The organism is Streptomyces sp. NPDC002853, assembly GCF_053591915.1.
The window spans coordinates 164,539-190,386 of the sequence record NZ_JBSFUS010000005.1; the positions used below are offsets into that span (position 1 = coordinate 164,539).

At 70.9% G+C, this 25,848-nt stretch carries 25 protein-coding genes; 13 read left to right on the forward strand and 12 right to left on the reverse strand.

The genetic code is table 11. The features are described from left to right. Positions 1-53: 53 nt before the first annotated feature. The 5 genes from ACWD02_RS15040 to ACWD02_RS15060 all read right to left on the reverse strand — a co-directional run bounded on the left by ACWD02_RS15040 (position 54) and on the right by ACWD02_RS15060 (position 7,632). On the reverse strand, positions 54-2,096 hold the full coding sequence (locus tag ACWD02_RS15040) for a glycoside hydrolase (RefSeq protein ID WP_451209626.1): 2,043 nt from the start codon (positions 2,094-2,096) through the stop codon (positions 54-56). 107 nt (positions 2,097-2,203) lie between these two features. Next, entirely contained in the window at positions 2,204-4,255 is a 2,052-nt protein-coding gene (locus ACWD02_RS15045; RefSeq protein ID WP_451209628.1) for a beta-galactosidase, read from the reverse strand. A 69-nt stretch (positions 4,256-4,324) separates the two neighbouring features. Then, positions 4,325-5,665, reverse strand: coding sequence for an ABC transporter substrate-binding protein (locus ACWD02_RS15050; protein WP_451209631.1), 1,341 nt, complete (start codon positions 5,663-5,665; stop codon positions 4,325-4,327). A gap of 67 nt (positions 5,666-5,732) precedes the next feature. Then, positions 5,733-6,701, reverse strand: a complete 969-nt coding sequence (locus ACWD02_RS15055) for a carbohydrate ABC transporter permease (protein ID WP_451209634.1) — start codon at positions 6,699-6,701, stop codon at positions 5,733-5,735. Positions 6,702-6,705: 4 nt separating this feature from the next. Next, entirely contained in the window at positions 6,706-7,632 is a 927-nt protein-coding gene (locus ACWD02_RS15060) for a carbohydrate ABC transporter permease (protein ID WP_451209637.1), read from the reverse strand. Between the two features lie 308 nt (positions 7,633-7,940). Between ACWD02_RS15060 and ACWD02_RS15065 the strand changes: the two genes are divergently transcribed. The 6 genes from ACWD02_RS15065 to ACWD02_RS15090 all read left to right on the forward strand — a co-directional run bounded on the left by ACWD02_RS15065 (position 7,941) and on the right by ACWD02_RS15090 (position 14,278). Beyond that, on the forward strand, positions 7,941-8,945 hold the full coding sequence (locus tag ACWD02_RS15065; protein WP_451210775.1) for a LacI family DNA-binding transcriptional regulator: 1,005 nt from the start codon (positions 7,941-7,943) through the stop codon (positions 8,943-8,945). 69 nt (positions 8,946-9,014) lie between these two features. Continuing rightward, positions 9,015-10,577, forward strand: a complete 1,563-nt coding sequence (locus tag ACWD02_RS15070; RefSeq protein WP_451209639.1) for an SDR family oxidoreductase — start codon at positions 9,015-9,017, stop codon at positions 10,575-10,577. A gap of 73 nt (positions 10,578-10,650) precedes the next feature. Then, on the forward strand, positions 10,651-11,235 hold the full coding sequence (locus ACWD02_RS15075; RefSeq protein WP_451209642.1) for a sigma-70 family RNA polymerase sigma factor: 585 nt from the start codon (positions 10,651-10,653) through the stop codon (positions 11,233-11,235). Then, positions 11,232-11,987, forward strand: a complete 756-nt coding sequence (locus ACWD02_RS15080; protein ID WP_451209645.1) for an anti-sigma factor — start codon at positions 11,232-11,234, stop codon at positions 11,985-11,987. The genes ACWD02_RS15075 and ACWD02_RS15080 overlap by 4 nt, the downstream gene beginning before the upstream one ends. Before the next feature lie 13 nt (positions 11,988-12,000). Beyond that, positions 12,001-13,359, forward strand: a complete 1,359-nt coding sequence (locus ACWD02_RS15085) for a cryptochrome/photolyase family protein (RefSeq protein WP_451209648.1) — start codon at positions 12,001-12,003, stop codon at positions 13,357-13,359. Positions 13,360-13,639: 280 nt separating this feature from the next. Further along, complete coding sequence (locus tag ACWD02_RS15090) at positions 13,640-14,278, forward strand: fasciclin domain-containing protein (RefSeq protein WP_451210778.1); 639 nt, start codon at positions 13,640-13,642, stop codon at positions 14,276-14,278. Positions 14,279-14,375: 97 nt separating this feature from the next. On the opposite strand, the gene ACWD02_RS15095 is transcribed toward ACWD02_RS15090, so the two are convergent. Beyond that, positions 14,376-14,654, reverse strand: a complete 279-nt coding sequence (locus ACWD02_RS15095) for a metal-sensitive transcriptional regulator (RefSeq protein WP_451209651.1) — start codon at positions 14,652-14,654, stop codon at positions 14,376-14,378. A gap of 82 nt (positions 14,655-14,736) precedes the next feature. Between ACWD02_RS15095 and ACWD02_RS15100 the strand changes: the two genes are divergently transcribed. Then, a complete protein-coding gene (locus ACWD02_RS15100) occupies positions 14,737-15,297 on the forward strand; it encodes a rhodanese-like domain-containing protein (protein ID WP_451209654.1) in 561 nt (186 codons plus the stop codon). A gap of 5 nt (positions 15,298-15,302) precedes the next feature. Here the strand turns inward: ACWD02_RS15100 and ACWD02_RS15105 are convergent, their stop codons facing one another. From ACWD02_RS15105 to ACWD02_RS15120, 4 genes are read right to left on the reverse strand one after another with little or no spacing between them, the layout of a single operon-like run. Then, a complete protein-coding gene (locus ACWD02_RS15105) occupies positions 15,303-15,887 on the reverse strand; it encodes a hypothetical protein (RefSeq protein ID WP_451209657.1) in 585 nt (194 codons plus the stop codon). Continuing rightward, complete coding sequence (locus tag ACWD02_RS15110) at positions 15,871-16,833, reverse strand: DUF6286 domain-containing Asp23/Gls24 family envelope stress response protein (RefSeq protein WP_451209660.1); 963 nt, start codon at positions 16,831-16,833, stop codon at positions 15,871-15,873. The genes ACWD02_RS15105 and ACWD02_RS15110 overlap by 17 nt, the downstream gene beginning before the upstream one ends. Next, entirely contained in the window at positions 16,830-17,015 is a 186-nt protein-coding gene (locus ACWD02_RS15115) for a hypothetical protein (protein ID WP_451209662.1), read from the reverse strand. Before ACWD02_RS15115 ends, ACWD02_RS15110 begins: the two co-directional genes overlap by 4 nt. Positions 17,016-17,061: 46 nt before the next feature. Beyond that, a complete protein-coding gene (locus tag ACWD02_RS15120) occupies positions 17,062-17,583 on the reverse strand; it encodes an Asp23/Gls24 family envelope stress response protein (protein WP_451209665.1) in 522 nt (173 codons plus the stop codon). A 182-nt stretch (positions 17,584-17,765) separates the two neighbouring features. On the opposite strand from ACWD02_RS15120, the gene ACWD02_RS15125 reads away from it, so the two are divergent. From ACWD02_RS15125 to ACWD02_RS15140, 4 genes are all read left to right on the forward strand, one after another. After that, positions 17,766-18,353 (forward strand): RNA polymerase sigma factor, encoded by a 588-nt coding sequence (locus ACWD02_RS15125; RefSeq protein WP_451209668.1) that lies wholly within the window; start codon positions 17,766-17,768, stop codon positions 18,351-18,353. Beyond that, positions 18,344-19,006, forward strand: coding sequence for an Asp23/Gls24 family envelope stress response protein (locus ACWD02_RS15130; protein ID WP_451209670.1), 663 nt, complete (start codon positions 18,344-18,346; stop codon positions 19,004-19,006). The genes ACWD02_RS15125 and ACWD02_RS15130 overlap by 10 nt, the downstream gene beginning before the upstream one ends. Beyond that, entirely contained in the window at positions 19,003-19,350 is a 348-nt protein-coding gene (locus ACWD02_RS15135; RefSeq protein WP_451209673.1) for a hypothetical protein, read from the forward strand. The genes ACWD02_RS15130 and ACWD02_RS15135 overlap by 4 nt, the downstream gene beginning before the upstream one ends. 72 nt (positions 19,351-19,422) lie before the next feature. Continuing rightward, a complete protein-coding gene (locus ACWD02_RS15140) occupies positions 19,423-19,926 on the forward strand; it encodes an SRPBCC family protein (RefSeq protein WP_451209676.1) in 504 nt (167 codons plus the stop codon). On the opposite strand, the gene ACWD02_RS15145 is transcribed toward ACWD02_RS15140, so the two are convergent. Both ACWD02_RS15145 and ACWD02_RS15150 read right to left on the reverse strand, forming a co-directional pair. Beyond that, positions 19,909-21,480 (reverse strand): purine-cytosine permease family protein, encoded by a 1,572-nt coding sequence (locus tag ACWD02_RS15145; RefSeq protein WP_451209678.1) that lies wholly within the window; start codon positions 21,478-21,480, stop codon positions 19,909-19,911. The genes ACWD02_RS15140 and ACWD02_RS15145 overlap by 18 nt on opposite strands. Before the next feature lie 156 nt (positions 21,481-21,636). Continuing rightward, positions 21,637-23,112 carry a UDP-N-acetylmuramoyl-L-alanyl-D-glutamate--2,6-diaminopimelate ligase gene (locus ACWD02_RS15150; protein ID WP_451209681.1) on the reverse strand — a complete coding sequence of 492 codons (1,476 nt, stop codon included), beginning with the start codon at positions 23,110-23,112 and terminating at the stop codon, positions 21,637-21,639. Between the two features lie 580 nt (positions 23,113-23,692). On the opposite strand from ACWD02_RS15150, the gene ACWD02_RS15155 reads away from it, so the two are divergent. Together ACWD02_RS15155 and ACWD02_RS15160 are read left to right on the forward strand one after the other, a co-directional pair. Beyond that, the gene (locus tag ACWD02_RS15155) at positions 23,693-24,430 is read left to right on the forward strand and encodes a chitinase (RefSeq protein ID WP_451209684.1); all 738 of its coding nucleotides are present in this window, start codon (positions 23,693-23,695) and stop codon (positions 24,428-24,430) included. 177 nt (positions 24,431-24,607) lie between these two features. Beyond that, a complete protein-coding gene (locus tag ACWD02_RS15160) occupies positions 24,608-25,834 on the forward strand; it encodes a cytochrome P450 (RefSeq protein WP_451209687.1) in 1,227 nt (408 codons plus the stop codon). Positions 25,835-25,848: the final 14 nt, after the last annotated feature.

Consider the following 25,848-nt stretch of genomic DNA (forward strand, 5'->3'; position numbering starts at 1 on the left):
GCATATCGAACAGTCGCGCACTGTGATCGTGCCTGGTGGGAGGCCGTTCGAGGTCAGGTCACGTCGGTCACCCGCCAGCGCTGGTTGGCGCCGGAGTTCGGTGTCCATGTCGTGACGGCCGCTCCGTCGTGCGTGGCCTGGCCACCGACCTCCAGGAGCCTGCCCGTGGCGGCGTTGACGAGGGTCCATGTGCCGTCACCGGTCGTGGACATGATCCACTGGGCGGCCTTGCCGCGGGGACCGGTGTCGGCCTCGACCACCGGGACGCCGCCCCGGACGGCCAGCCGTTTGCCTTCGGCGGAGCTGGTGAAGACGTACCGCCGCTGATTGCCGGTGTCGCCGCTGATCTGCCGCAGCCGCCAGCGCTGGTCAGCCGTGTCCGCCGCCGACGTGATGACGAGGCCGGTGCCGTCGTCGCCGACCGTGAGTTCCTTGCCGCTCTGGACGCCGGTCAGCTCGTACGTGTGGTTCTTCCGCAGCGGGGCGGCGTCCTTCGCCACTCCGGAGACGCCCTTGACGAGGAAGGACGTCACCGACTGCGCGGGCACCTCGAAGGTGGCCTTCTTGCCGCTGACGTCGACGGGGTCATGCCGTTCGAGCTTGCCCTCGGCGCTGGTCACCACGGGCGTGACGGTGGCCTTGCCGCTCACATGGCCGAACTTGGAGAGGTCGACCGTGACCGTACGCGCGGCGGTCGAGCTGTTGACGTGGACGACCGTCGCGCCGTTGCCCTTGCGGGTCACGGCGGCCGCGCTGGAGGTGTCGTCGACCTTGACCAGCCGGTCGCCGGGCCTGATGAAGTGGGTGAAGTTGCGGGCCGTGTCGAACTTGGTGTTCGTCCGGATCGGGCAGGTCTCCAGTGTGTCCTCGGAGGTGCAGCTGAACGGCAGTTGGATGCTGCCCCAGTTGCCGCCCTTGGCGGATTCGCCGCCCGGCTTCATGTTGTCGTAGTCCTCGACCGGCTGCCAGAACACCCAGGCCTTGGGCTCCAGTTCGCGCAGGTCGTCCACGATGCGCTGGGCCATGCCGAGGCCCGGCCGCATGTCGTCGAAGTCCTGCCCGTCACCCCAGTCGCCCTCGACCTCGCTCATCCACAGCGGCTTGTCCTCGGCCTTGGCCAGGTCGCGCACACTGGTGCGGCCGTCCGTGCCGTAGGTGTGGACGTTCAGCTGGCCGACGGCGTCCCGTACGCCCCGCGGGTAGGTGTTCCAGTTCCGCGTGAAGGTGGTGGGGTTGGTCTCGTCCATCGCGGCGATCTCCGTGCCGCTCCGGGCCTTCTTGAGCACCGGGTCGAGGGCGCTGATCACCTTCTGCTGGAGCTCGGGACCGATGTGGGCCCCCTCCTGCCGGCCGCCGACCGGCTCGCCGTCCGCGCCGAGGCGGGTTCCCCAGTAGTCGGTGTTGGGTTCGTTGAACGGGTCGAGGGTGTCGACCTTGATGCCGTGGGCCTTCTCGAGCCGCTCGGTCGCGCCCACCAGGTAGGAGGCGAAGTCGTCGACCGACTCGGTCTTGAGCTGGTCGGTGCCCGCGTCGAAGTTGCCCGAGACGTAACCGCTCTCGGTCATGAACCAGGGCGGCGAGTTGCTGAACGTCTCCCAGTGGTCGACGTCCTTCTTGATCCGGTCGACCCACCAGCGCTGGGTGGCGTCGGCCTTCGGGTTCCAATCGGCCTTGTCCGCGGCACTCCACCAGTCGGTGTCCTCGCGCGTGGTGCCCGCTGGTGCCTTCCACCAGCCCTCGACCGCGCCACCGGGGCGCAGATAGTCCTTGACGTCGGGGGCGTTGCCGCCGCCGATGTTGTAGCGGGCGATGTTGAGGCCGAGCCCGTCGTCACCGAAGAGCAGCTCGGCCAGCTTCTCGCGTATCTCCTTCGGATAGTCGCCGGTGGCGTTCGCGAACCAGACCAGGCTCGTGCCCCAGCCCTCGAACTTCTCGTGCTGATAGGAGGGGTCGGGCCGGACGGTGACGGCCGCGGAGGCCGCCGCGGCCGACTGCGACGGGACGGTGAGCAGGGCCGCCCCGGTGGCCAGGGCGGTGGTGCCGACGACGCCGATGAGTCGCCTCGTACGGGTTCTCGTGCGGAAACGGGGTGCCAACGTGTGCTCCCAACGCGGGTGCGCTTGGGGGCGTGCCGTGCCGCGTCAGGGCAGGACGGCACGCCCCGTGGACGGGGTGGCGCTGTACAGGAGGAACGGGAGGGGTGTCAGGGGGCGGGCTGTCGCAGGACGGCGACTTCCCTGGGCGGCAGGACGAGACCGCCCTCGGCGGCATCCGGGGTGTGACCGATGAGGACCTCACCGGTCAGGCCGGGCAGTGGCACGGTCTGGTCGGTCCGGTTGACCAGGAACAGATAGCGGGCTTCGGCGTCACGGCGCACGGCGAGCTCGACGCGCCCACGTGCGGGGGCGGGCAGTTCGCTCTCGACACCGGCCGCGGCGAGAAGCTCCGGCAGCAGGGCGGTGAGGCCGTCCGCGCCGAGCCGGGTGGAGACATACGCCGCCGAACCGCGGCCCGCGGCACGGCGGGTGACGGCGGGACGTTCGGCGTGGGCGCCGCTGCGGTAGCGGGCGAGCACCTGTACCTCCGGTCCCGTGACGGTGATCCGGTCGGTCCACACCGTGCCCGTGGTGGCGTTGTCCAGCGCGACCGTGTCATCGGCGAGCAGCGGCCCGAACTCCTCGACGCGGATGCCGAGCAGCTCGCGCAGCGCCCCCGGATAACCGCCGAGCCAGATGTGGTCGTTCTCGTCGACGATGCCGGAGAAGTAGGTCGTGACCAGATGGCCGCCGCCCTCGACGTAGCGCGTGAGTTCCTTGGCGAGCGCCTCGGGGACCACGTGCAGCACGGGTGCGATCAGGACGTCGTACGAGGTGATGTCGGTGCGGGTGGTGACGACGTCGGCGCGGACGCCGAGGGCGAGGAGCGCGGAGTACCAGTCGAGCGCTTCCTGGTGATAGTCGAGACGGGAGGTGGGGTGGGAGTCCTGCTCGCTCGCCCACCACGAGTCCCAGTCGAAGAGGACGGCCACGCGCGCCGGTTCGCGCGCGGCCCCCGCCACGGGTGCCAGCGCCTTCAGGGTCCGCCCCAGGGCGGTCACGGCACGGAACACCTCGCTGTCGGCGCCGGCGTGCGGCACCATCGCCGAGTGGTACTTCTCGGCACCGGCCGCCGACTGGCGCCACTGGAAGAAGCACACCGCGTCGGCGCCGTGCGCGACGTGCAGCAGGGAGTCGCGGGCCAGGTCGCCGTCGCGCTTGGCCAGGTTGACGGGCTGCCAGTTGACGGCACTCGTGGAGTGCTCCATGAGGAACCACGGGCGGTGGCCCGCGATGGAGCTGGTGAGGTTGGCGGAGAAGGACAGCTCGTCCCGGGCCTGCGGCCCCGGCACGACGTAGTGGTCGTTCGAGACGAAGTCGATCTCGCGGGCCCAGTCGGCGTAGTCCATGCCCTTGGTGCCGCCCATCACCATGAAGTTCGTGGTGACGGGCACCTCCGGGGTGAGTTCGCGCAGCACGTCACGCTCGGCGCGCAGGTACTCCTTGAGCGCGTCCGAGGAGAACCGCTTGAAGTCCAGCTGCTGGGTGGGGTTCGGATGCGATGCCGCGAGCCGCGGCGGCAGGATCTGCTCCCAGTCGCTGTAGCGCTGCGCCCAAAACGCCGTGCCCCAGGCGTGGTTGAGGCCGTCGAGGGTGGTGTAGCGGGTGCGCAGCCAGTCGCGGAAGGCGCGGGCCGCGTCGTCGGAGTAGTCGTAGATGTTGTGGCAGCCCAGCTCGTTGGAGACGTGCCAGGCCACGAGGGCCGGATGTTCGGCGTAGCGCGTGGCCATCTCGCGCACCAGGCGCAGCGCGTGCTCCCTAAAGACGGCCGACGTCGGCCGCCAGTGCTGCCGCGCCCCCGGCCACACCGTCTCACCGGAGGCGGTCACCGGGAGGATCTCCGGGTGCGCCGCGGTGAGCCAGGGCGGCGGGGACGCGGTGGCGGTGGCCAGGTCGACCCCGATGCCGCCCGCGTGCAGGAGGTCCATGACCTCGTCGAGCCACGCGAAGTCCCAGGTGTCGGCGTCCGGTTGGACGCGGGCCCAGGAGAAGATCCCCACGGAGACGATGTTGACGCCGGCCTCGCGCATCAGCCGGACGTCCTCCTCCCAGACCGCGCGCGGCCACTGCTCGGGGTTGTAGTCGGCGCCGTACGCGAGCCGGGGGGAGGTGTCACCGTCCGGTCCGCGCAGCAGCCGGGACGGGAGGGTGGGGGGCATGGTGGTCCTTCCGGTGTGTTGCTCGGGGGCGATGATGGGGTACGGGGTACGGGGTACGACTGGGCCGCGTCACTTCTGGATGCTGAAGCCCTGCTCGGAGCCGTACTTGACCGAGGCGTCCTGCCAGGACTTCAGGCCCTTGGACAGGGGGGTGCCGGAGACGTAGGCCTTCCCCGCGGTGTCGTTGAAGATCGAGTTGGCGTACACCTGGTAGGGCAGGTAGTTCCAGTCGTCGGCGACGTTCGCCGCGGACTCGGCGAAGACCTTGTTGGCCTTCTGTCCGCCGAAGTACGGGAACTCGGTGTTCTGGAACGCCTTGGACTCGAGGTCCTTGGTGGTCGCCGGGAAGGCGCCTTCCTTGATGCGGGTCTGCACGCCCTTGCCGGAGTTGGCGTACTCGACGAAGGCGTAGGCGAGTTCCTTGTTCTTGCCGAGCTCCGGCAGGGCCAGTGAACTGCCGCCGTTCTCGGCGCTCGCCTTGTCACCCGCGGTCCACTGCGGCAGAGGAGCCGCGCGCCAGTCGCCGGCTGCCTCCTTCACGCCGGAGGCGAAGTTGGCGGGCATCCAGGCGCCGGTGGGCAGGGTCGCGACGGTGCCGTCGGCAAAGCACTTGTACCACTCGTCGGTCCAGGGGTTGATCGACGCGACCAGCTTCTCGTCGATGAGCTTCTGCCAGATCTCGGTGTAGGCGCGGGCGCCCTTGTCGGAGAAGTCGATGCCCACCTTGGTGCCGTCTACCTTGTAGGGGCGCGAACCGGCCTGCCACAGCAGGCTGGTGGTCAGACCCGCGTCTCCCGTGTCGCTGGCGATGTAGGCCTTCGGGTCGGCCTTGTGCAGCTTGCGGGCCGCCTGGAGGTACTCGTCCCAGGTCGTCGGCACCTTGATCTTGTGCTTGTCGAAGACCTTCTTGTTGTAGAAGAGGGCCATGGGGCCGGAGTCCATCGGCAGGGCGTAGACGCCGTCACCGGACTTCACCGCGTTCCAGGGGCCCGGCGAGTAGGACTCGGCGAGCTTGTCCGCGCCGAAGGGGGTCAGGTCGGTGATGTCCTTGGTGAGGGCGTACTGACCCAGCGCGTAGTACTCGACCTGGGCGACGTCGGGGACGCCCTTCTTGGCCGAGATGGCGTTCTGCAGGGCCGTGTACTGGTCCTTGTTGGTGCCGGCGTTCACCAACTCGACGTCCACGGCGGGGTGTTCCTTCTCGAAGTCCGTGACGACCTTCTTCAGGGTGGGCTCCCATGCCCACACCTTGACCTTGCCGCCCTTCTTCAGGGCCGCCTCGATGTCCGCCGACGAGACCTGCTTCTGGTCGGATCCGTCGTCGTCGGAGCCGCCGCAGGCGGTCGCCCCCAGGGTGAGGGCGCAGACGATACCTATGCCGCGCAGCAGGCGGCGGGTGTTCTGGGGCATGGCGATGCTTCCACTTCTTCGTGGCTTACATGGAGTGGGCGGGGCGGGGTCAACTGGCTTGCGGGCGCTACTCCTTGACGCTTCCGGCGGCGAGGCCGGACTGCCAGTACTTCTGGAGCAGCAGGAACGCGGCGATCAGAGGCAGGACGGTGATCAGCGAACCGGTGATCACGAGATGGAAGACGGGATCGCCGCCCGCTGTCGCGGCCTGGGCGTTCCAGCTGTCGAGGCCCAGGGTCAGCGGGTACCAGTCGGGGTCCTTGAGCATGATCAGCGGCAGGAAGTAGTTGTTCCAGGTCGCGACCATCGTGAAGAGCAGGACGGTCACGGTGCCGGGTGCGAGCAACGGCAGGGCGACCTGGAAGAAGGTGCGCAGCTCGCTCGCCCCGTCGATGCGGGCGGCCTCCATCAGCTCGGTGGGGATGGCCTCGGTGGCGAACACCCACATCAGGTAGAGGCCGAAGGGCGAGATGAGCGAGGGGATCAGGACGGCCCAGGGGGTGTCGGTCAGGCCCATCTTGCTGAACATCAGGAAGGTGGGCACCGCCAGAGCCGTACCTGGTACGGCGACGGCGCCGATGACGACGGCGAAGACGGCGCGTTTGCCGGGGAAGTCGAACTTCGCGAGGGCGTAGCCGCCCAGGACCGCGAGGAAGGTGGCGCCCCCGGCGCCGACCACGACGTAGAGCAAAGTGTTCAGGAACCAGCGGGTGAAGACGCCATCGTCGTAGGTGAACGTCGAGCTGATGTTGTCCCACAGGGCGAACTCCCCGCCGAACCACAGGCCGAACGAACCGGCGAGACCCTCCTGGGTCTTGGTGGCGCTGATGACCAGCCACAGCAGCGGTACCAGGCTGTAGAGCAGGACCAGGCCGGTGAGCACGGTGAGCAGGACGCTGCGCCGGGGCCGGCCCGCGGTGTGCGGCCGGGAGGTGCGGACGCGGGGTGTCCGCAGCCGGGGTGCGGCGCCCCGGCTGCGAGCCGGTGCGGGGACGGTCGGGGGAGCGGTGGTGACGGGGCTGCTCGGTCCGGTCATCGGGTCACGCTCCCTTGCGCATGCCGCGCAGTTGGACGACGTAGGCGATGACCATGGTGATCAGGCCCATGACGATGGCGACCGTCGCGGAGTAGTTCTGCTGCTGTCCCGCGAAGGACAGCGAGTACGTGTAGAGGTTCGGGGTGTAGTCGGTGGTGATGGCGTTGGGCGCGAGGTTCTGCAGGATGCTCGGTTCGTTGAACAGCTGGAAGCTGCCGATGATCGAGAAGATCGTCGCGATGATCAGGGCGCCGCGGATCGCCGGGAGCTTGATGGCCGTGATCACGCGGATCTGACCGGCGCCGTCGATCTCCGCGGCCTCGTACAGGGAGTGCGGGACGACGCGGAGCGCGGAGTAGAAGATCAGCATGTTGTAGCCCACGAACTCCCAGGTGACGATGTTGCCGATCGACGCGAGGACCAGGCCGGGGGAGAGCGGGTCGGGCAGTGAGACGCCCAGGGCGTCGTTGATGTCGCTCACGAGGCCGAAGCGCGTGCCGTACATGAAGCCCCACATCAGCGAGGCCACCACGGCGGGGACGGCGTAGGGCAGGAAGACCGAGATCCGGAAGAAGTCCTTGCCGTAGAGGCGGCCGCTGTCCAGGGCGAGTGCCACCAGCAGGGCGATGCCCAGCATGATCGGGACCTGGACCGCGAGGAACAGTGACACCCGGCCCAGGGACGCCCAGAACTGGCTGTCGGTCAGGGCCTGCTGGTAGTTGTCGAGGCCCACGAACGTGGTGCCGCCGATGAGTTGGTCGCGGAAGAGGCTCAGATAGACCGAGTACGCGAGGGGGGCGAGGAAGACCAGGGCGAACACCGCCACGAAGGGGCCGATGAACCCCCAGCCCGTCCAGGAACGGAGGTTCCCCGGTGCCGGGGGCCGGGCGGGACGCCGCTCGGCGGACCGCTGCAGGTGAAGCGTCGTCATGTCGTTCCTCGCTCGTCCATCTCACTCGTCCATCTCGGAGCAGGCGGGCAGGTGGCAGGTGCCGGTGGCGCGATGTTTGCGTAAACATCGCGCTGCGGCAAGGGCATCAGCCGAGCATCGCGAGGTGTTATGTTTACGTAAACATTCGGTGGCGGAATGTCTACACTGCCCCGATGGCGACGGTCAAGGGTCGTCCGGGAAGACCGGGACACGCGGCGAGGGAGACAGTGGAAGCGACACGGAACACTTCGGCGAGCGGCACCCCGGGCGGACGCGAGCGGGCCACGCGCCGCGGGCAGAGCGCGTCCATGGCCGACGTGGCCCGGCTCGCCGGCGTCTCCTCACAGACCGTCTCCCGCGTCTCCAACGGGTTCCCGGGCGTCAACGAAGAGACCCGGCAGCAGGTGCTCGCCGCCATGAAGGAGCTCGGCTACCGGCCCAACAGCGCGGCCCGCGCCCTCAAACGCGGCGAGTTCCGCACCATCGGCCTGATCACCTTCACCCTCTCCACCACCGGCAACGTACGCACCATCGACGCGATCGCCACCTCCGCCGCACAGGAGGGGTACGCCGTCACCCTGCTCCCCGTCGCCGTCCCCACCCAGGACGAGGTGCGCGGCGCCTTCTCCCGCCTCGGGGAACTCGCCGTCGACGCCGTCATCGTCATCATGGAAAAGCACCTCCTCGACGCGGCGGCCCTCTCCCTGCCGCCCCATGTCCAGGTCGTCGTGGCCGACTCGGACGCCGGGGAGCGCTACACCGTCGTCGACACCGACCAGGCGGGCGGCACCCGCGACGCCGTACGGCACCTGCTCGACCTCGGCCACCGGACCGTCTGGCACCTCGCCGGGCCCGAGGACTCCTACGCCGCGCAACGCCGCGCCGACGCCTGGCACGCGACGCTCGAAGCCGCCGGATGCGCCGTGCCGCCCCTGGTGCGCGGCGACTGGTCGGCGGAGTCGGGCTACCGGGCAGGTCTGGGGATCGCCGACCAGGAGGACTGCACGGCGGTGTTCGCGGCCAACGACCAGATGGCACTGGGCCTGCTGCGCGCCCTGCACGAGCGAGGGCGCAGGGTTCCGCAGGACGTCAGCGTCATCGGCTTCGACGACATCCCCGAGTCCGGCTCCTTCCTGCCTCCCCTGACGACCGTCCACCAGGACTTCGCCGAAGTCGGGCGCCGCTGCGTCGAGGGTGTCCTGCGACAGATGCGGCAGAGCGCCCCGGAGCGCGGCACCACGCTGGTGCCCACGCGGCTCGTCCTGCGTGAGAGCACCGCACGGCCGCCCGCCGCACCCCGCCGAGTGTGCTGATCGCGCGCTACGGGCCACATCCGGGGGAAGGTGGGGAGGCGAGGACATCGTTCGAGGCCGGAGGCTCCCATGAACAGCGGCGACGGCGGCGCGAGTGGCGGCAGTGGCGCAAGTGGCGCCGGCGGCACGGGCGCGCGGGGGTTGAGCTGTCTGGTGACCGGGGCGACCGGGTACATCGGCGGGCGGCTCGTTCCCGAACTGCTCGACGCGGGGCACCAGGTGCGGTGCATGGCCCGCTCGCCGGGGAAGCTGCGCGACTACCCCTGGGCCGGGCGGGCCGAGGTGGTGCGGGGCGATGCCTCCGACGCGGAGTCGGTCGGCGAAGCCATGCGGGACATCGACGTCGCGTACTACCTCATCCACGCGCTCGGCACCGGATCCGGCTTCGAGGAGACGGACCGGAAAGCGGCCCGGATCTTCGCCGAGCAGGCCCGCGCCGCGGGCGTACGGCGCATCGTCTACCTGGGCGGTCTGACCCCTGAGGGCATCCCGGAGCAGGACCTTTCCCCGCATCTGCGCTCGCGGGCCGAAGTGGGCCGGATCCTCATGGAGTCCGGCGTGCCGACCACCGTGCTCCGCGCCGCCGTGATCATCGGCTCCGGCTCCGCGTCCTTCGAGATGCTGCGCTACCTCACCGAGCGCCTGCCGGTGATGGTCACCCCGAGCTGGGTGCGCACCAGGATCCAGCCGATCGCCGTGCGCGACGTTCTGCGCTACCTCGTGGGCAGCGCCACCATGCCCGACGACGTCAGCCGCACCTTCGACATCGGCGGCCCCGACGTCGTCACCTACCGCGACATGATGGAGAGGTACGCGGCCGTGGCGAAGCTGCCGCACCGCCTCATCCTGCCGGTGCCCATGCTTTCCCCGGGCCTCTCCAGCCACTGGGTCGGCCTGATCACCCCCGTACCGGCCTCGATCGCCCGGCCGCTCGCGGAGTCCCTGCGCCATGAGGTCATCTGCCACGAGCACGACATCGCCCGGTACGTGCCCGATGCCCCCGGCGTCCCGATGAGCTTCGACCGGGCGCTCTCACTGGCCCTCGAACGCGTGAAGGACGCCCAGGTCAGCACCCGCTGGTCGTCCGCGTCGGTGCCCGGCGCCCCCAGCGACCCGCTGCCCACCGACCCGGCCTGGGCGGGCGGCAGCCTCTACTCCGACAGCAGGGAACGGACCGTCGACGCCTCGCCGCAGGCGCTGTGGGGCGTCGTGGAGGGCGTGGGGGGCGACAACGGCTGGTACTCCTTCCCGCTCGCCTGGGCGGTACGCGGCTGGCTCGACCGGCTCGTCGGCGGGGTCGGTCTCAGACGGGGACGCCGCGATGCCCAGCGGCTGCGGGTGGGCGACTCGCTGGACTTCTGGCGCGTCGAGGAGCTCGAACCGGGACGGCTGCTGCGGCTGCGGGCCGAGATGCGGCTGCCGGGCCTCGCCTGGCTCGAGATGCGCGCGGACGAGGACGACAAGGGCCGCACGCGCTACCGGCAGCGGGCGCTCTTCCACCCGCACGGCCTCCTCGGTCACGCGTACTGGTGGAGCGTCTCACCGTTCCACGCGCTCGTCTTCGGCGGCATGGCCCGCAACATCACACGTACGGCCGAACAGCGCACCGCCAAAATCACCCAGAAATCGTGACCCACGGGCAATCCGGCGGCGCAACGGCTCCGAATCACCTCTGAAGGCGACCAGCGTCCAGGAGGATCACCGGGTGAACGAAGTGGTGCACATCAGCGGAGCTCCCTCCGCGGGTCCCGATCTCGCCGAGCTGCTCAGCAGGGTGGCACGCGGCGACCAACAGGCTTTCGCCTCGCTGTACGACGCGATCTGCTCCCCCGTCCTCGGACTCGTGCGCACGGTGCTGCGCGACCCCGCCCAGTCCGAAGAGGTCGCCCAGGAAGTGCTGGTGGAGGTGTGGCGGTCGGCCGCCCGCTACCGGCAGGAGCGCGGGAGTGTCATGAACTGGGTCCTGACGATGGCGCACCGCAGGGCGGTGGACCGTGTGCGGTCGGTCCAGGCGTCGGCCGCACGCGACCACAAGGCGGCACTGCTCGAACGCACCCCGGCTTTCGACGAGGTGAGCGAGCAGGTGGAGACGCGCCTGGAGCGCGAGCAGGTGCGCCGCTGTCTGCGCACCCTGACCGAACTGCAGCGGCAGTCGGTGACGCTGGCCTACTACCGGGGGCTGACCTACCGGGAGGTCGGCGAGCTCCTCGCCGTGCCCCTGGGGACGGTCAAGACCCGGCTGCGCGACGGGCTCATCAGGCTGCGCGACTGCCTGGGGGTGAGCGCATGAGCGCCGCCGACCTGCACACGCTGACGGGTGCGTACGTCCTGCACGCTCTCTCGGACGAGGAGCGCACGGAGTTCGAGCGGCACCTGGAGGTGTGCGAGGCCTGCGCCCAGGAGGTGCGGGAACTGGCCGCGACGGCGGGGCGGCTCGCCCGCGCCGTCTCGGTCGCCCCGCCCGCGGACATGAGGGCCGATGTGCTGCGGCGCATCGCCACGGTCCGCCAGCAGCCGCCGCCCACGTCCGCGCCGGGAAAGACCACCGGCGGCACGAACACCGGCCGGCGTCTGTCCCGCTTCGCCCTCGCCGCGTGCCTGGCGGCCGCCGCGGGGTTCGGCGGCATCGCCGTATGGCAGCACGAGCGGGCCGACGAGGCGGGCCGACGCGAACAGGAAGCGAGGCGCCAGACCGAGCAGCTGGCCCAGGTGCTCGCGGCGCCGGACGCCAAGGCCTCGACCAAGCAGCTCTCCGACGGCGCGACCGGCACGGTCGTGGTGGCCAAGAGCAGGAACCAGGCCGCCTTCGTGGCGGCCGGGATGCCCGAGCCGCCGTCGGGCAAGGTCTACCAACTCTGGTTCAACGACGACGGATCGATGCGTTCGGCCGGTCTGATGAGTCCGGCCCGCAGCACCGAGGCGGTGCTCCTGGACGGCCCGGTCGACCAGGCGTCCGGCATCGGCATCACCGTGGAGCCGACGGGCGGCTCCGAGGAGCCGACGTCCGACCCGGTGGCCCTGATGAACTTCCCCACGGCATGAGGAGCCGCAGAAAGTGACTGTGTCGATCGTCCTGTTCACCTCCGACCTGCGCCTGCACGACCATCCGCCGCTGCGGGCGGCCCTGAACGAAGCGGACCGGATCGTCCCGCTGTTCGTGTACGACGAGGGGGTGCGGACCACCGGCTTCGCGGTGCCGAACCGGCGTGCCTTTCTCGCGGACTGCCTGGAGGACCTCGACTCGGGGCTCCGCAAACGCGGTGGCCGCCTCGTGGTCCGCAGCGGTGATGTCGTCGACCAGGTCCGCCAGGTGGTGAAGGAGACCGGGGCACGGCGGCTGCACGTCTCGGGAGGTGTGAGCCGGTACGCGACGCGGCGCGAGGAGCGGCTGCGGTCCGCGCTGGAGGACACCGACTGCGAACTGGTCGTGCACGACGCGGTCATCACGGCCGTCGCTCCGGGGGAGGTGCTCCCGACGGGCAAGGACCACTACGCGGTGTTCACCCCGTACTTCCGGCGCTGGGCGTCGGAAGGGGTACGGGACCCCCTGGGCGCCCCGCGCAAGGTGCGGGTCGCCGACGTGGAGTCGGACCCGGTGCTGCCGCGTGCGGAGATCACCGGCGTCTCGCCGGGGCTGGGCACCGGTGGCGAGGACGCCGGACGACGGCTGCTGCGGGCCTGGCTGACCGGCGGCATCGAAGGGTACGAGGACGGCCAGGACGACGTCGCCGGTGACGCGACGTCGCGGCTCTCGCCCCACCTCCACTTCGGCACCGTGTCGGCGGCCGAGGTCATCCACGGGGCGAACCGTGAAGGCTCCCCGGGGGCGCAGGCGTTCGTACGGCAGCTGGCCTGGCGGGACTTCCACCACCAGGTCCTCGCGGCCCGCCCGGACGCGGCGGGCAGGGACTACCGCCCGCACGGCGACCGGTGGCGCACGAACGAGAAGGAGATCAACGCCTGGATCGAGGGGCGCACCGGCTATCCCTTCGTGGACGCGGCGATGCGACAGCTGCGCCACGAGGGCTGGATGCACAACCGGGGGCGTCTGGTGGTGGCCAGCTTCCTCACCAAGACCCTCTACGTCGACTGGCGGGTGGGCGCCAGGCACTTCCTGAGCCTCCTGGTGGACGGCGACATCGCCAACAACCAGATGAACTGGCAGTGGGCGGCGGGCACCGGCACCGACACCCGCCCCAACCGGGTCCTCAACCCCGTCATCCAGGGCAAGCGTTTCGACCCGGGCGGCGGTTACGTACGCCGTTGGGTGCCCGAACTCGCGGAGGTGCCCGACCGGTTCATCCACGAGCCGTGGAAGCTCCCGGACCGCGACCGGGCGGATCTCGACTACCCCGACCCGGTCGTCGAACTGGCCGAGGCCCGCGCCCGTTTCGAGCAGGCCCGCGACGCCTGAGGGCCGCGGGCGCCCGGCAACCGGAGGGGTCTGACCGCCCGATCGGGTGAACGTCGATCTGTGACCAATCCCCGGCCCGCGCCGTGCCGAATTCCCTGTGTGAGCGAAGAACGCAGGACGTGGGGACGGCGCGCGGGGCCGGTGCGCCCGGAGCTCGGCGCCCGGCCCGCCGGCACCGCTCACGACGGCGCGCCCGGCCGGGCGGTGGTCCCCATGCCCTGATGCCGCCTGCCGCCCCGCCACCCCCATGCACGCACGAATCAAGGAGAAGACCATGTCCATGTACTCCACCCGAATCCGCCGTGCCGCGGTCGTCGTCGCCGCCGCGGCGGTGCTGCCGGTCGCCCTCACGGCCTGCTCGGACAGCGGTGACAAGGACACCAAGGCCGCGGACTCCACGCCCAGCGCCAAGCAGACCGAGGCGGACGACGCCATGACGGCGAACGAGCCGTTCGGGCCCGCCTGTTCGTCGGTCCCGAAGAGCGGCGCGGGCTCCTTCGACGGGATGGCGAAGGACCCGGTCGCCACCGCGGCGTCGAACAACCCCGAGCTGTCCACCCTGGTCACGGCGGTCAAGAAGGCCGGTCTGGTGGACACCCTCAACAACGCCGAGAACATCACGGTGTTCGCGCCCACCAACGACGCCTTCGCCAAGATCCCCAAGGCCGACCTGGACAAGGTGCTCAACGACAAGGCCCAGCTGACCAAGATCCTCACCTACCACGTGGTGGGCGAGAAGCTGACGCCGCAGCAGCTGGAGAACGGCTCCTTCGAGACGCTGGAGAAGAGCAAGCTCACCACCGCGGGCTCCGGCACGGAGTACAAGGTCAACGACACGTCGAACGTCGTCTGCGGCAACGTCCCGACGGCCAACGCCACGGTCTACATCGTCGACACGGTCCTGATGCCGAAGAGCTGACGAGGACCGCTGCCCCGATCGCCTCCGCCGCCCCTGCCCCGGGGCGGCGGAGGCTTCCGTGCGGCGGAGGGCTGACGTCGCTCACAGGGACGGGAGCTCAGGCCAGCGAGAGGAAGAGCTTCTCCAGGCGGGCCCGCATCTCGTCGCGGTCGCCGGGGGACTGCCCACCCTCGGCCATGCAGTGCTGGAGTCCGGTCGCGATGATCGCGAAACCGGCCCGGTCCAGCGCGCGGGAGACCGCGGCCAACTGCGTGATCACGTCCTCGCAGTCCCTGCCGTCCTCGATCATCTTGATGATGCCGGCGATCTGTCCCTGTGCCCGGCGCAGCCGGTTCAGCACGGACCTCAGCTCGTCGGCCGCCATCTCAAGCTGCACGCTGCCACCCTCCGTTAATACCCCCGGGGGTATTGTAGCCTGCGAGGGTGAGAGCCTTGGCTCAACGAAAGGACAGCACCACATGACTCCCCCCACCGATCTGGCGCCCGCGCAGGCGGCCGCACGCCTGGACCGCTACACCGTCATCGACGTGCGCACCCCCGGCGAGTACGCCTCCGGTCACCTCCCCGGCGCGCACAACATCCCCGTCGACCACCTGCACATGGCGCTGCCCGAGCTCAAGGCCGTCGCCGCCCGTGGCGAGCTCCTGATGGTCTGCGCCTCCGGGAACCGCTCCGCCTCCGCGTGCGACGAGCTGGCCGCCGCCGACATCCCCGCCGCCACCCTCGCCGGCGGCACCACGGCCTGGGCCGCGGAGGGCCACCCCCTGCACCCCTCCCAGGGGGCGCCGACAGCCTGGCCGATGGAGCGCCAGGTGCGGCTCGCCGCCGGGTCCCTGGTCGTGCTCGGGCTCGCCGCGGGCAGCCGCTTCGGGCCCGCGCGCTGGCTGGCCGCGGGTGTCGGCGCCGGCCTGGTCTTCTCCGCCGTCACCGACACCTGTGGCATGGCCGCCGTCCTCGCCAGGCTTCCGCACAACCGTCCGCGCGCCGGGGACCTCCGGACCACACTGGAAGCCCTGTAGTCCGCTCAGTGGATGCGGCGCGCCCGGTGCGCCCGGGTCGTGAGGCGCACGTCGGCCTCCAGGACGCGGGGTGCCGCCGCCGCACGTGCCTCGGCGACCGTGCCCCCGGCGAGCTCGCGCAGCACCGCCTCCGGGGAGCCGTCGGGGTCCAGGACCAGCGTGATGCGGGCGCGCAGCCGCCGGGGGCGCCCGAGCAGCCGTACGTGGGCACGGGCCACGCCGTCCACCGCTCGGGCGCGGTCGGCCATGACGGAGGCCAGCGCCTTGGCCGAGAGCGTGACGCCCGGTTGCCCGAGCGGCAGTTCGCGCGGGCGCCCGGTGCGGATCTGGGCCGCGGCCCAGCAGAGGAACAGCACGGCGCCGACCGCGAGCGCGGCGATCACGACGGGCGTCCACCAGCCATGATCGCGCCAGCGGCCGAGCACCTCCTCGTCCAGCCACACCCGGTCCGCACCGACACGGGGCACAGCCGCCGGCAGCCGCTCACGGACGGGCTCCGCCGCGGACGCCAGCGCGGCTCCCGCGAACAGCGCAACTGCCGCCGCACAGAACAAAGCTGAGCGGTTCGTGCTGTTACGGAGTCGGCTCATCGGGGGTGCTCCTCTCCGCCTCGTCGGGCCTGCTCGTGGGCTCCCTCGGGGCGCGCCAAGTGGGTTCCGGCGTCAGTCGTACGCGTAGCCGCAGTGGTCGCGCGAGGCCGAGGCCGGTGGTCGCCGTCTCGGCTGCCTCGGCCACCGCCCGCCGTGCGCCCGCCACTTCGCCGAACCCGAGCCCGGCACGCACCCGTGCCGTACGGCGGCCGACCCTGACCCGGATCCGGCCGACGCCCGGTACGTCGGTCACGGCATCCCGCAGGAGGACCGCGACCGCCCGGCGGTCCAGGACCGCGCGTACCCCCGTCAGCGGCGGCCGCATCGGCAGGACGCCTCGCCTGCCCGGTGTGACGGCGAGGACCAGCAGCCACACACCGAGCGCGAACACACCGACCGCCGCGAGAACGCCGGTGGTCGCGGCGCTGTCCGGACCGTGCGTGGAAAGCCATTCCATCGCGTCGGTCCGCCACCGCGCGGGAGCGTTCCCGGCGGCGTGCACCGACACCACGTCGTACAGCAGCACCCCGCAGACCGAGGCCGCTAGCAGTGCCAACATCCCTACGGGCAGACGGCGTTGGGACCACGGCCGGTGCGCACGAACCCCGGCGGCCTCCACCGGCTGCGCGAGCTGCCCGGCGGACAGTTCGCTGCGCGAAAGTCCCCGGACACGGATACGCGCCGAGGACACGGTGAGACCGGTGAGCCGGGCGGTGCGCTCGGCCACGTGCGAACGCACGCTTTCGCCCGACTCGTCGAGCACGGCGGGGTAGGGCAGCGTCACGGTGACGTCGACCCGGGCACGGCGGCCGCGTACGGCCGCCGACCCTTTGCCGACCTCGACCGCGCCGGGTACCCGCGCCTCCGTCGCGGCGCGCTCCGCGATGCGGCGCACCGCGCGGTCCGCGACGGTCGTCGTGCCCCGCTGCGCCGCGGGCGTGGTCATCGGCGCTCCCGGTCACGGTCGCCGATGAAGGCGCGGATGTCCGTGCCGTCGTCGACGAGACGCCCCAGGACGAAACCGACCGCGCCGAGCGCGGCGACCAGCAGGAACGCGCCGAAGCCGCCGAACCACCCGGCGAATCCCAGGGCCATGCCCGCCATCAGGCCGACCAGAGCTGTGCTCACCACTCACCTCACACCACAGAAGGGGATGTCCTGGACCACCGGCGTGTTACTCGACGCGCGTCTCGGCGCCGGATTCCGCGCTGTCGTCCTCGGGCAGATGGACGTCGTTGACGGCGACGTTCACCTCGACCACCTCGAGGCCGGTGATGCGCTCCACCGCCGAGATGACGTTCTCGCGCACGTCGTGGGCGACGTCCGTGATGGGCACGCCGTACTCCACGACGATGTCGAGGTCGATCGCCGTCTGCCGCTCGCCGACCTCGACCTTCACCCCGCGGCCGACGTTGGGGCGCCCGCCGGGCACGCGGTCGCGCACGGCGCCGATGGTGCGCGACAGGCCGCCGCCCATGTCGAACACGCCGGGGATCTCGCGGGCCGCCATGCCGGCGATCTTCACCACCACGACATCGGCGATGGACGTCTTGCCCCGCGTCGCCGCCGGCTCGGCCGCGCCGGTGACTCCGCTGACGGTGATGGCTCCCGGCGTGCTCCTGCGGGCCTCGCCGGTGAGTTCCTTCTCGGTGTTGCCGGGCGCGCCCGTATTCGAAGTGAGGTCCTGCGTCGTCATGGTGGCATCTCCTCGGAGTCGTCGGGATCGTCGGGCTCTTCTTCTGCTCCGACCCGAGTACCCCGGGTCCGTTACGCGCCTCACGGGATTTTCCTCGCCCGGGAGGTAGCTTTCCTGGGCCGCGTAACGCGGTGGGCCCTTCGTGTGTCGTACGAGCACGACCGAAGTGAGAGGAGCCGCGTGTGCCGGGCGACCGGGGCGGAACAGCCGACGAGGCGGACGCGTCCGCCAGACGTGACGACGGACTGCTCGCGGTGCGGGCGGCGGAAGGTGACGAAGAGGCCTTCGAGGCCCTCGTGCACCGGCACGCGCCGATGGCGCTGCGCCTGGCCACGCGCCTGCTCGGGAGCCGTCCGGAGGCGGAGGACGCCGTGCAGGAGTCCTTCGTCAGCGCCTGGCGCAAGCTGCCGGAGTTCCGCAGGGACGCGCAGTTCGGCACGTGGATCTACCGCATCGTCACCAATCGCTGCCTGAACGTGCTGCGCTCGCGGCGGCCTGTCGTGGCGCTCGACGGGCTGCCCGAGCCGGCCGCTCCGGAGCACGAGGTCTCGCCCGCGCGGGTGGTCGAGGGGCATGCCGCGGTGGCGGACCTGGCGCGGGCGATGGAGGGCCTCTCGCCGGAGCAGCGGGTGTGCTGGGTGCTGCGGGAGCTGGACGGCGCGTCGTACGAGTCCATCGCAGGGACGGTCGGGATCAGTACGGAGGCGGTCCGCGGCCGTGTCTTCCGGGCGCGGCGCTATCTGACGGAGGCGATGGCCGCATGGCGATGAACGGGGAATCCGTACCGGACGACGAGCGGGAGGCGGGCTTCGCGGTGCTGCCCGAGGACGAACTGCTGCCCTGCGGGCGCGCGTTGTCGCAGGTGTGGGAACAGTGGGAGGCGGGCGTGCCCGACCCCCACGCCGACGGCTGCCCGCACTGCGCGCAGGCCCTCGATGCCCTGCGGCAGCTGGAGGGGATCGTCACCGAGGCGCGTGACACCGCACCGCGCGAGCAGGACACCTCCGCGCTCACCGGCCGTGTCATGGACGTGGTGCGGCTGGAACTGCGGCCGGGCAGGACGCTGCCCCTGGGCGACGAGGACGAGGACGCCTGGATCGTGGAGGCCGCGGCGGCGAGGACGGTGCGGGCCGCCGCGGAGTCCCTGCCGGGCGTGCGTGCGGGAAGCTGCCGCATCGGCCCGCTGGACGAGGCCGCGGCCCCCGCGCCCGCGGGACGCCTCGCGCGCGGGCCGGTCAGGATCCGCGTCGAGGTGCAGGTCCCGCTCCCGTGGAACCTGCCGGAGGTCGCCGACCGGGTGCGGGCCCGGGTCCTCCAAGCGGTGGACGAGGAACTGGGGATGCGGACCGCGGTCGTCGACGTGACGATCAGCGACCTCATCGACGATGCGGATGACGACAGCGCGGAAGGGCGGCAGCGGTGAGCGATCGAGACGTTTCGCGCGGTGTGGCGAACGCCGTCATAGAGGCGGTCCTCGCCACTGCGGGGGTGGCCTTCCTGCGGCCGGGCCTCGCGGACCTCCTGCGGTCGTCCGCCGTGCTGAGGCGCGGTCTTCCGAGCACCCCGGCGGGCTCCGCGGGCGTGCAGGTCCGGCGCGAGAAGGACGGCGGCGGCTGGAGCGTGGAGGTGTACGTCGTCCTGCACCGGGGGCGCCGGACCCTGGACGTGACCCGAGCGGTGCGCGCGGCGGCGGCCGAAGCCGTCGGGCTGGTGACCGGTGATCCGGGCACGCCCCGGATCACCGTCACGGTCACCGGCCTCGTCTGAGTCACTGGGAGCCCGGGGGCTGACATTCAAGCTACTGGTGAGTAAGGTCGCGGGTCAAGGATCGGAGTTGTCATGACCCGCACGTTCACAGTGTCACGAAGCATCCAGGTCGGGGCGTCACCGCAGACGGTGTACGAGCAGGTCAGCCAGCCCGCGCTGATGGGGCGCTGGAGCCCCGAGAACCTGGGGGCGACCGTGCCCGGAGGCGACGGGCCGACCGCCGTCGGACTGGTCTTCGAGGGGCACAACAAGCGCGGCCCGTTCCGCTGGACCACCCGCTGCACGGTGACCAAGGCCGAGCCGGGGCGGCGCTTCGCCTTTCGCGTGCACGCGATCGGACTGAAGCGCCCCCGGCTGCGTGCCCCCATCGCCACCTGGGAGTACCGCTTCGAGGACAGTGACGGCGGCACCAAGGTGACCGAGACGTGGACGGACGACAGGCGTTCCTGGCCCACCTTCGTGGCCAACGCCTTCGACCGCCTGGCCACGGGCGGCCGCACCTTCGCGGTCTTCCAGGTCGGCAACATCGACCGGACGCTGAAGAACCTCAAGCGGGAGCTAGAGACGGCTCGTTGACCGCGCGGCAGCCTCTTCGTGGGCGGCGCCCGGCGGCCCGGTGATCGGGGCGATCGGCGTATCGGCCGCGCGCACCCAGCGCGGCCCCTCGGGTCCGTACACCCCGCGCGGCTCCGGGAACGCCGAGAGCAGGGCGAGGTGGACGACCGCCGCGACGGCCGCCCCCAGCGGGAGGCTGATGTCGGCGCCGTTCGCGAGGTCGCCGAGCGGCCCGACGAACTGTCCGGGGATGTTGGTGAAAAGGACACCGGTCACCGCGCCGGTCCACCAGGCCGCCATCCCGCGCCAGTTCCAGCCACGGGCGAACCAGTAGCGGCCGCCGTGCTGCCGGCGCGTGAAGACCTGCAGCGCCTCGGGGTCGTACCAGCCGCGCCGGGTGACGTAGCCGAGCATCATGACGATCATCCACGGCACGGTGCAGGTGATGATCATCGTGGCGAAGGTGGAGATCGCCTGGACCAGGTTGAAGCCGAAGCGGCCCACGAAGATGAACGTGATGGACAAGGCGCCGATCAGGACGGTGGCCCGCACCCGGCTGAGCCGCGGGAACACCGAGGAGAAGTCCAGGCCGGTGCCGTACAGCGCGGTGGTCCCGGTCGACATGCCGCCGATCAGCGCGATCAGACAGACGGGCAGGAAGTACCAGCCGGGCGCGATCGCAAGGAGACCGCCGACGAAGTTGGGGGCGGCCGGGTCCATGTACTTGGGCGCCTGTTCGGCGATGATCGCCGCCGTCGCCAGGCCGAAGCCGAACGGGAGGACCGTGGCGACCTGCGAGAGGAACGCCGCTCCCATCACCTTGCGGCGCGGGGTCTCGGCGGGGATGTAGCGCGCCCAGTCGCCCAGGAAGGCGCCGAAGGAGACCGGGTTGGAGAGCACGATCAGCGTGGCGCCGATGAAGGACGGCCAGAAAAGGTCCTGGGTGGCCTGGTCGGCGTCCGGGGTGAAGATCCCGGCGTACGAGGGGTTGAAGTCACCCGCGAAGGCGACGAGGCCGAGGACGAACAGCAGGGTCGCCGCCACCACCGCGACCTTGTTGACGAGCAGCATGAAGCGGAAGCCGTAGACGCACACGGCAAGGACGAGAGCGGCGAAGACCGCGTACGCGCAGCCGTAGGCCACGTCGCTCTCCGGCACGCCGAGCAGCCGGTGCGCCCCGCCGATGAGCGCGTCGCCCGAACTCCACACCGACAGCGAGAAGAACGCCACGGCGGTGAGCAGGGAGAGGAAGGAACCGACGATCCTGCCGTGCACGCCCAGATGGGCCGACGAGGAGACGGCGTTGTTCGTGCCGTTGCGCGGCCCGAACACCGCCATCGGGGCGAGCAGCAGCGAGCCGACGAGCAGCCCCAGGAGCATCGCCGCGAGTCCCTGCCGGAAGGAGAGCCCGAAGAGGATCGGGAACGCCCCGAGCACGCAGGTGGCGAAGGTGTTGGCGCCGCCGAACGCCAGCCGGAACAGGTCGAGCGGGCCGGCCGTACGGTCCGCGTCCGGGATGCGTTCGACTCCGTGCGTCTCGACCTCGGTGACGGACGGAGATGGCTCCTTGGGCACAGGCGGCTCCCTGGTCGACGGCAGCACGCCGTGCGCGGTGCCGTGGCGGAAATGCAGGGACCGTAAACGCCATGCGCATGGCCGCACCAGTGCCCGATTCGCACCGCGCGCGCCGACGCGGTGGACGAATCGCACACCCGCCTGCGCGCATCGCCCCTACGGTGCGTCGAGTTCGCGGACCACCGTCATGTCGTCGAAGGGGATGAGCTGTTCGCCGACGATCTGGTTCGGCTCGCTGCCCTTGCCCGCGACGAGCACGATGTCGCCTTCCCGCGCGGCGGACAGCGCGTGCGCGATCGCCGAGCGGCGGTCGGCCATCCGCCGGTAGGGCGTCCCGGTGGACGTCAGACCGGGGACGATCTGGTCCAGGATGATCTCGGGGTCCTCGTTGCGGGGGTTGTCCGACGTGAGGACGCACAGATCCGAGTGGCGGCCCGCGATCTCGCCCATCAGGGCACGCTTGGTGATGTCACGGTCGCCGCCGCACCCGAAGACGGTGATCACCGACCCGGCGGCGAAGCCGCGGATCGTGGTGAGCACCTTGTCCAGCGAGTCCGGCGAGTGTGCGTAGTCCACGACGACGCAGACGCCCCGCGCGGTGGTGAAGCGCTCAAGGCGGCCCGGCGTGGGCGGCATCCGGTCCAGGGCCTCGACCAGGGCGGGCAGTTCGTGCCCCAGCAGATGGCACGCGGCGAGCGTGGCCAGCGCGTTGGACACCGAGAAGCGGCCCGGTACCGGAATCGCGGCAGGGTATTTGCGGCCGTCGTGGTGGAGCGTGAAGCGGGTGCCCGCCGCGTCCACGACCAGGTCGCTCGCCCGGTAGTCGGCCGGTGCGTCCAGGCCGTACGTGGTCACCGCGCCGGGCATCAGGGCCATGATCTCGGCGCTGACGGGGTCGTCGGCGTTGACCACCGCGCGGTCGCACAACCCGGCGAAGAGGCGCAGCTTGGCGTTCTTGTAGTGCTCCATCGTCCCGTGGTCGTCCAGGTGGTCCTGGGTGAGATTGGTGAAGACACCGATGCCCACGGGCACGTGGTCGAGGCGCCGCTGCAACAGACCCATCGACGTGGCTTCGAGCACCACACTGCTCGCGCCCCGGTCGCGCATGTGGCCGAGAAGGTAGTGCAGGTCAGGCGACTCGGGGGTGCTCAGGACCGACGGCGGCATCGGTATCCGCTCCGTGCCGATCCGGCTTCCCGAGGTGCCGATCACCCCCACCTTCGCGCCCTCGGCCAGCCTGAGCGCCGACTCGATCATGTACGAGACGGAGGTCTTGCCGTTCGTCCCGGTGATCGCCACGACGTCCATCGCGCGGCCGGGATCTCCGTAGTACCGGGAGGCCACGAGCGAGGCGGCAGCCCGTGCGTCGGTCACCCGTACCACGCACACCTCCTGCCCGGCGGGCTCCAGGTCCGACGGCACGCCGTCCTCGGCGATGACCGCCACCGCCCCCCGTTCCAGTGCCCGGCTGATGCCCCCGGGTCCGCCCTCGTCGTGGCCGGGAACGGCGACGTACAGCGATCCTGACGTGACATGTCCGGCATGGAAGGTCACTCCGGCGGTGACCGGGACTCCCGGGTCACCGCGCAGAACGTGGTGGTCGTGGCCGTCGAGCAGTGCACTGAGCTTCACAACAGTCCCCTCGAAGGCGGCTCACGGCACACCGCGCACGCCCGGCTGAGGGGCAAGGGCGACGACGTGCCGGAGTCCGCGGTGATACGCGTAAGGCGAGCGGGGCCCCACAGGGGGATATCTGCGTGCGGGCCGAAGGGCCAAGACGGCCGAGGACGCTACCCGTGCGCCGCACGACTGGTCGCAGAGGACCTGATCCGGGTCGTGGAGGGCTGATCACGGGTGGCCGGGCGGAGCAGGGACCTGCCCGACACCGCTTCAGTGTACGGCCGCGACGGCCGGCCGCGGACGTACCGGAAGGCGCACGGCGATCTCCGCCTCGTTCGGCGGGTCAACCGGGAGCACCCCAAGGGGTATTGACGCGGACGCGTCACTCGGTATGGTCTAGTCCAACGGTAGGAGCCATTCCGGGCAGCTGCAGCTCCCGGTGCGCCGGTGCGATCACTGGTGGTTTCCCGCCGCGTCTCTTCGCGCCCCCCACCCCTCGTACGCGTTCAAGAGGCGGACCCACATCCTCCCCCCCACCACGTGCGGGCGGCCGTGCTCACGCATGCGCAGGCCCGCCAAGGAGTGATCCCCCATGCGTCCTCGTATCCTTGCCGCGCTGACCGCGACCGCGTCCGCCGCGGCCCTCGCCCTCCTGGCCCTCGCGCCCAACGCCTCCGCCGAGAAGGCGGCGCCGGGGGAGCGGGCCGCGGCCGAATTCCTGGTCAGCGAGGCCCAGTTCAACGAGATGTTCCCGAACCGGAACTCCTTCTACACCTACAGTGGGCTCACCCAGGCGCTCAGCGCCTACCCCGAGTTCACCGGGACCGGCAGCGACACCGTACGCAAGCAGGAGGCCGCGGCCTTCCTGGCGAACGTCAGTCACGAGACGGGCGGCCTGGTCCACGTCGTCGAGCAGAACACCGCGAACTACCCGCACTACTGCGACACTTCCCAGCCCTACGGCTGCCCGGCGGGCAACGACAAGTACTACGGCCGCGGTCCGATCCAGCTCAGCTGGAACTTCAACTACAAGGCCGCGGGCGACGCCCTGGACATCGACCTCCTGAACAACCCCGACCTCGTGCAGAACGATCCGGCCGTGGCGTGGAAGACCGGCCTCTGGTACTGGAACACGCAGAACGGCCCGGGGACCATGACGCCGCACAACGCCATGGTCAACGGCGCGGGCTTCGGCGAGACGATCCGCAGCATCAACGGCAGCCTGGAATGCGACGGGAAGAACCCTGAGCAGGTGCAGAGCCGCATCAACAACTACACCAAGTTCACCGGCATCCTCGGCGTCACCCCGGGCGACAAGCTCAGTTGCTGACGGCCGCGGCCGCCGGGCCCGGACTCCCCCTCGCCCCGTCGGTTCCGATCCGATGGGGCGAGGGGCGATTTTCGGCCAACGTTAGTGTAGTGCTCAACGATCGGCCGGGAGGGGCTGGTTGGCTCCGAAAGTGATCAATAGCCTGGAGCGCGTCGCCTTTCCCGACCAAGGAGCCACATGTCCACCGCGCAGCAGGTCCCTGACATCCTCTCGCCCGAGTTCGCCAAGGACCCGTACCCGGCCTACCAGGTGATGCGGGAGAACGCGCCGCTCTTCTGGCACGAGGCGACGCAGAGCTGGATCATCTCGCGGTACGCGGACGTCGAGCGCGTGTTCAAGGACAAGGCCTCGCAGTTCACCACCGACAACTACGACTGGCAGATCGAGCCCGTCCACGGCAAGACGATCCTCCAGCTCAGCGGCCGCGAGCACTCCGTGCGGCGCGCGCTCGTCGCACCGGCGTTCCGCGGCAGCGACCTGCAGGAGAAGTTCCTGCCCGTCATAGAACGCAACTCCCGCGAACTCATCGACACCTTCCGGCACACCGGCACCGTCGACCTGGTCGAGGGCTACGCCACCCGCTTCCCCGTCAACGTCATCGCCGACATGCTCGGCCTCGACAAGTCCGACCACGCCCGCTTCCACGGCTGGTACACCACCGTCATCGCCTTCCTCGGCAACCTGGCGGGCGACGCCGAGGTCGCGGCGGCCGGTGAACGCACCCGGGTGGAGTTCGCCGAGTACATGATCCCGATCATCCGGGAGCGCCGCGACAACCTCGGCGACGACCTGCTCTCCACGCTGTGCGCCGCCGAGGTGGACGGCGTACGCATGAGCGACGAGGACATCAAGGCCTTCTGCAGCCTGCTGCTCGCGGCCGGCGGCGAGACCACCGACAAGGCCATCGCCAGCATCTTCGCCAACCTCCTGATGCACCCCGAGCAGCTCGAAGCCGTCCGGCAGGACCGCAGCCTGATCGCCCGCGCCTTCGCCGAGACCCTGCGCTACACGCCGCCCGTCCACATGATCATGCGGCAGTCCGCGACCGACGTGGAGGTCACCGGCGGCACCATCCCCGCCGGCGCCACCGTGACCTGCCTGATCGGGTCGGCCAACCGTGACGAGGAGCGCTACCGCGAGCCGGACCGCTTCGACATCTTCCGCGACGACCTGACCACGACGACCGCGTTCTCCGCCGCCGCCGACCATCTGTCCTTCGCCCTCGGCCGGCACTTCTGCGTGGGCGCGCTGCTTGCCAAGGCCGAGGTGGAGATCGGCGTCGACCAGCTCCTGGACGCGATGCCGGACGTGCGGCTCGCGAAGGGCTTCGACCCCGTGGAGCAGGGTGTGTTCACCCGGGGGCCGCAGTCGCTGCCGGTGGAGTTCACGCCCACCTCCGCCTGAGCCGGCGGGGCGCC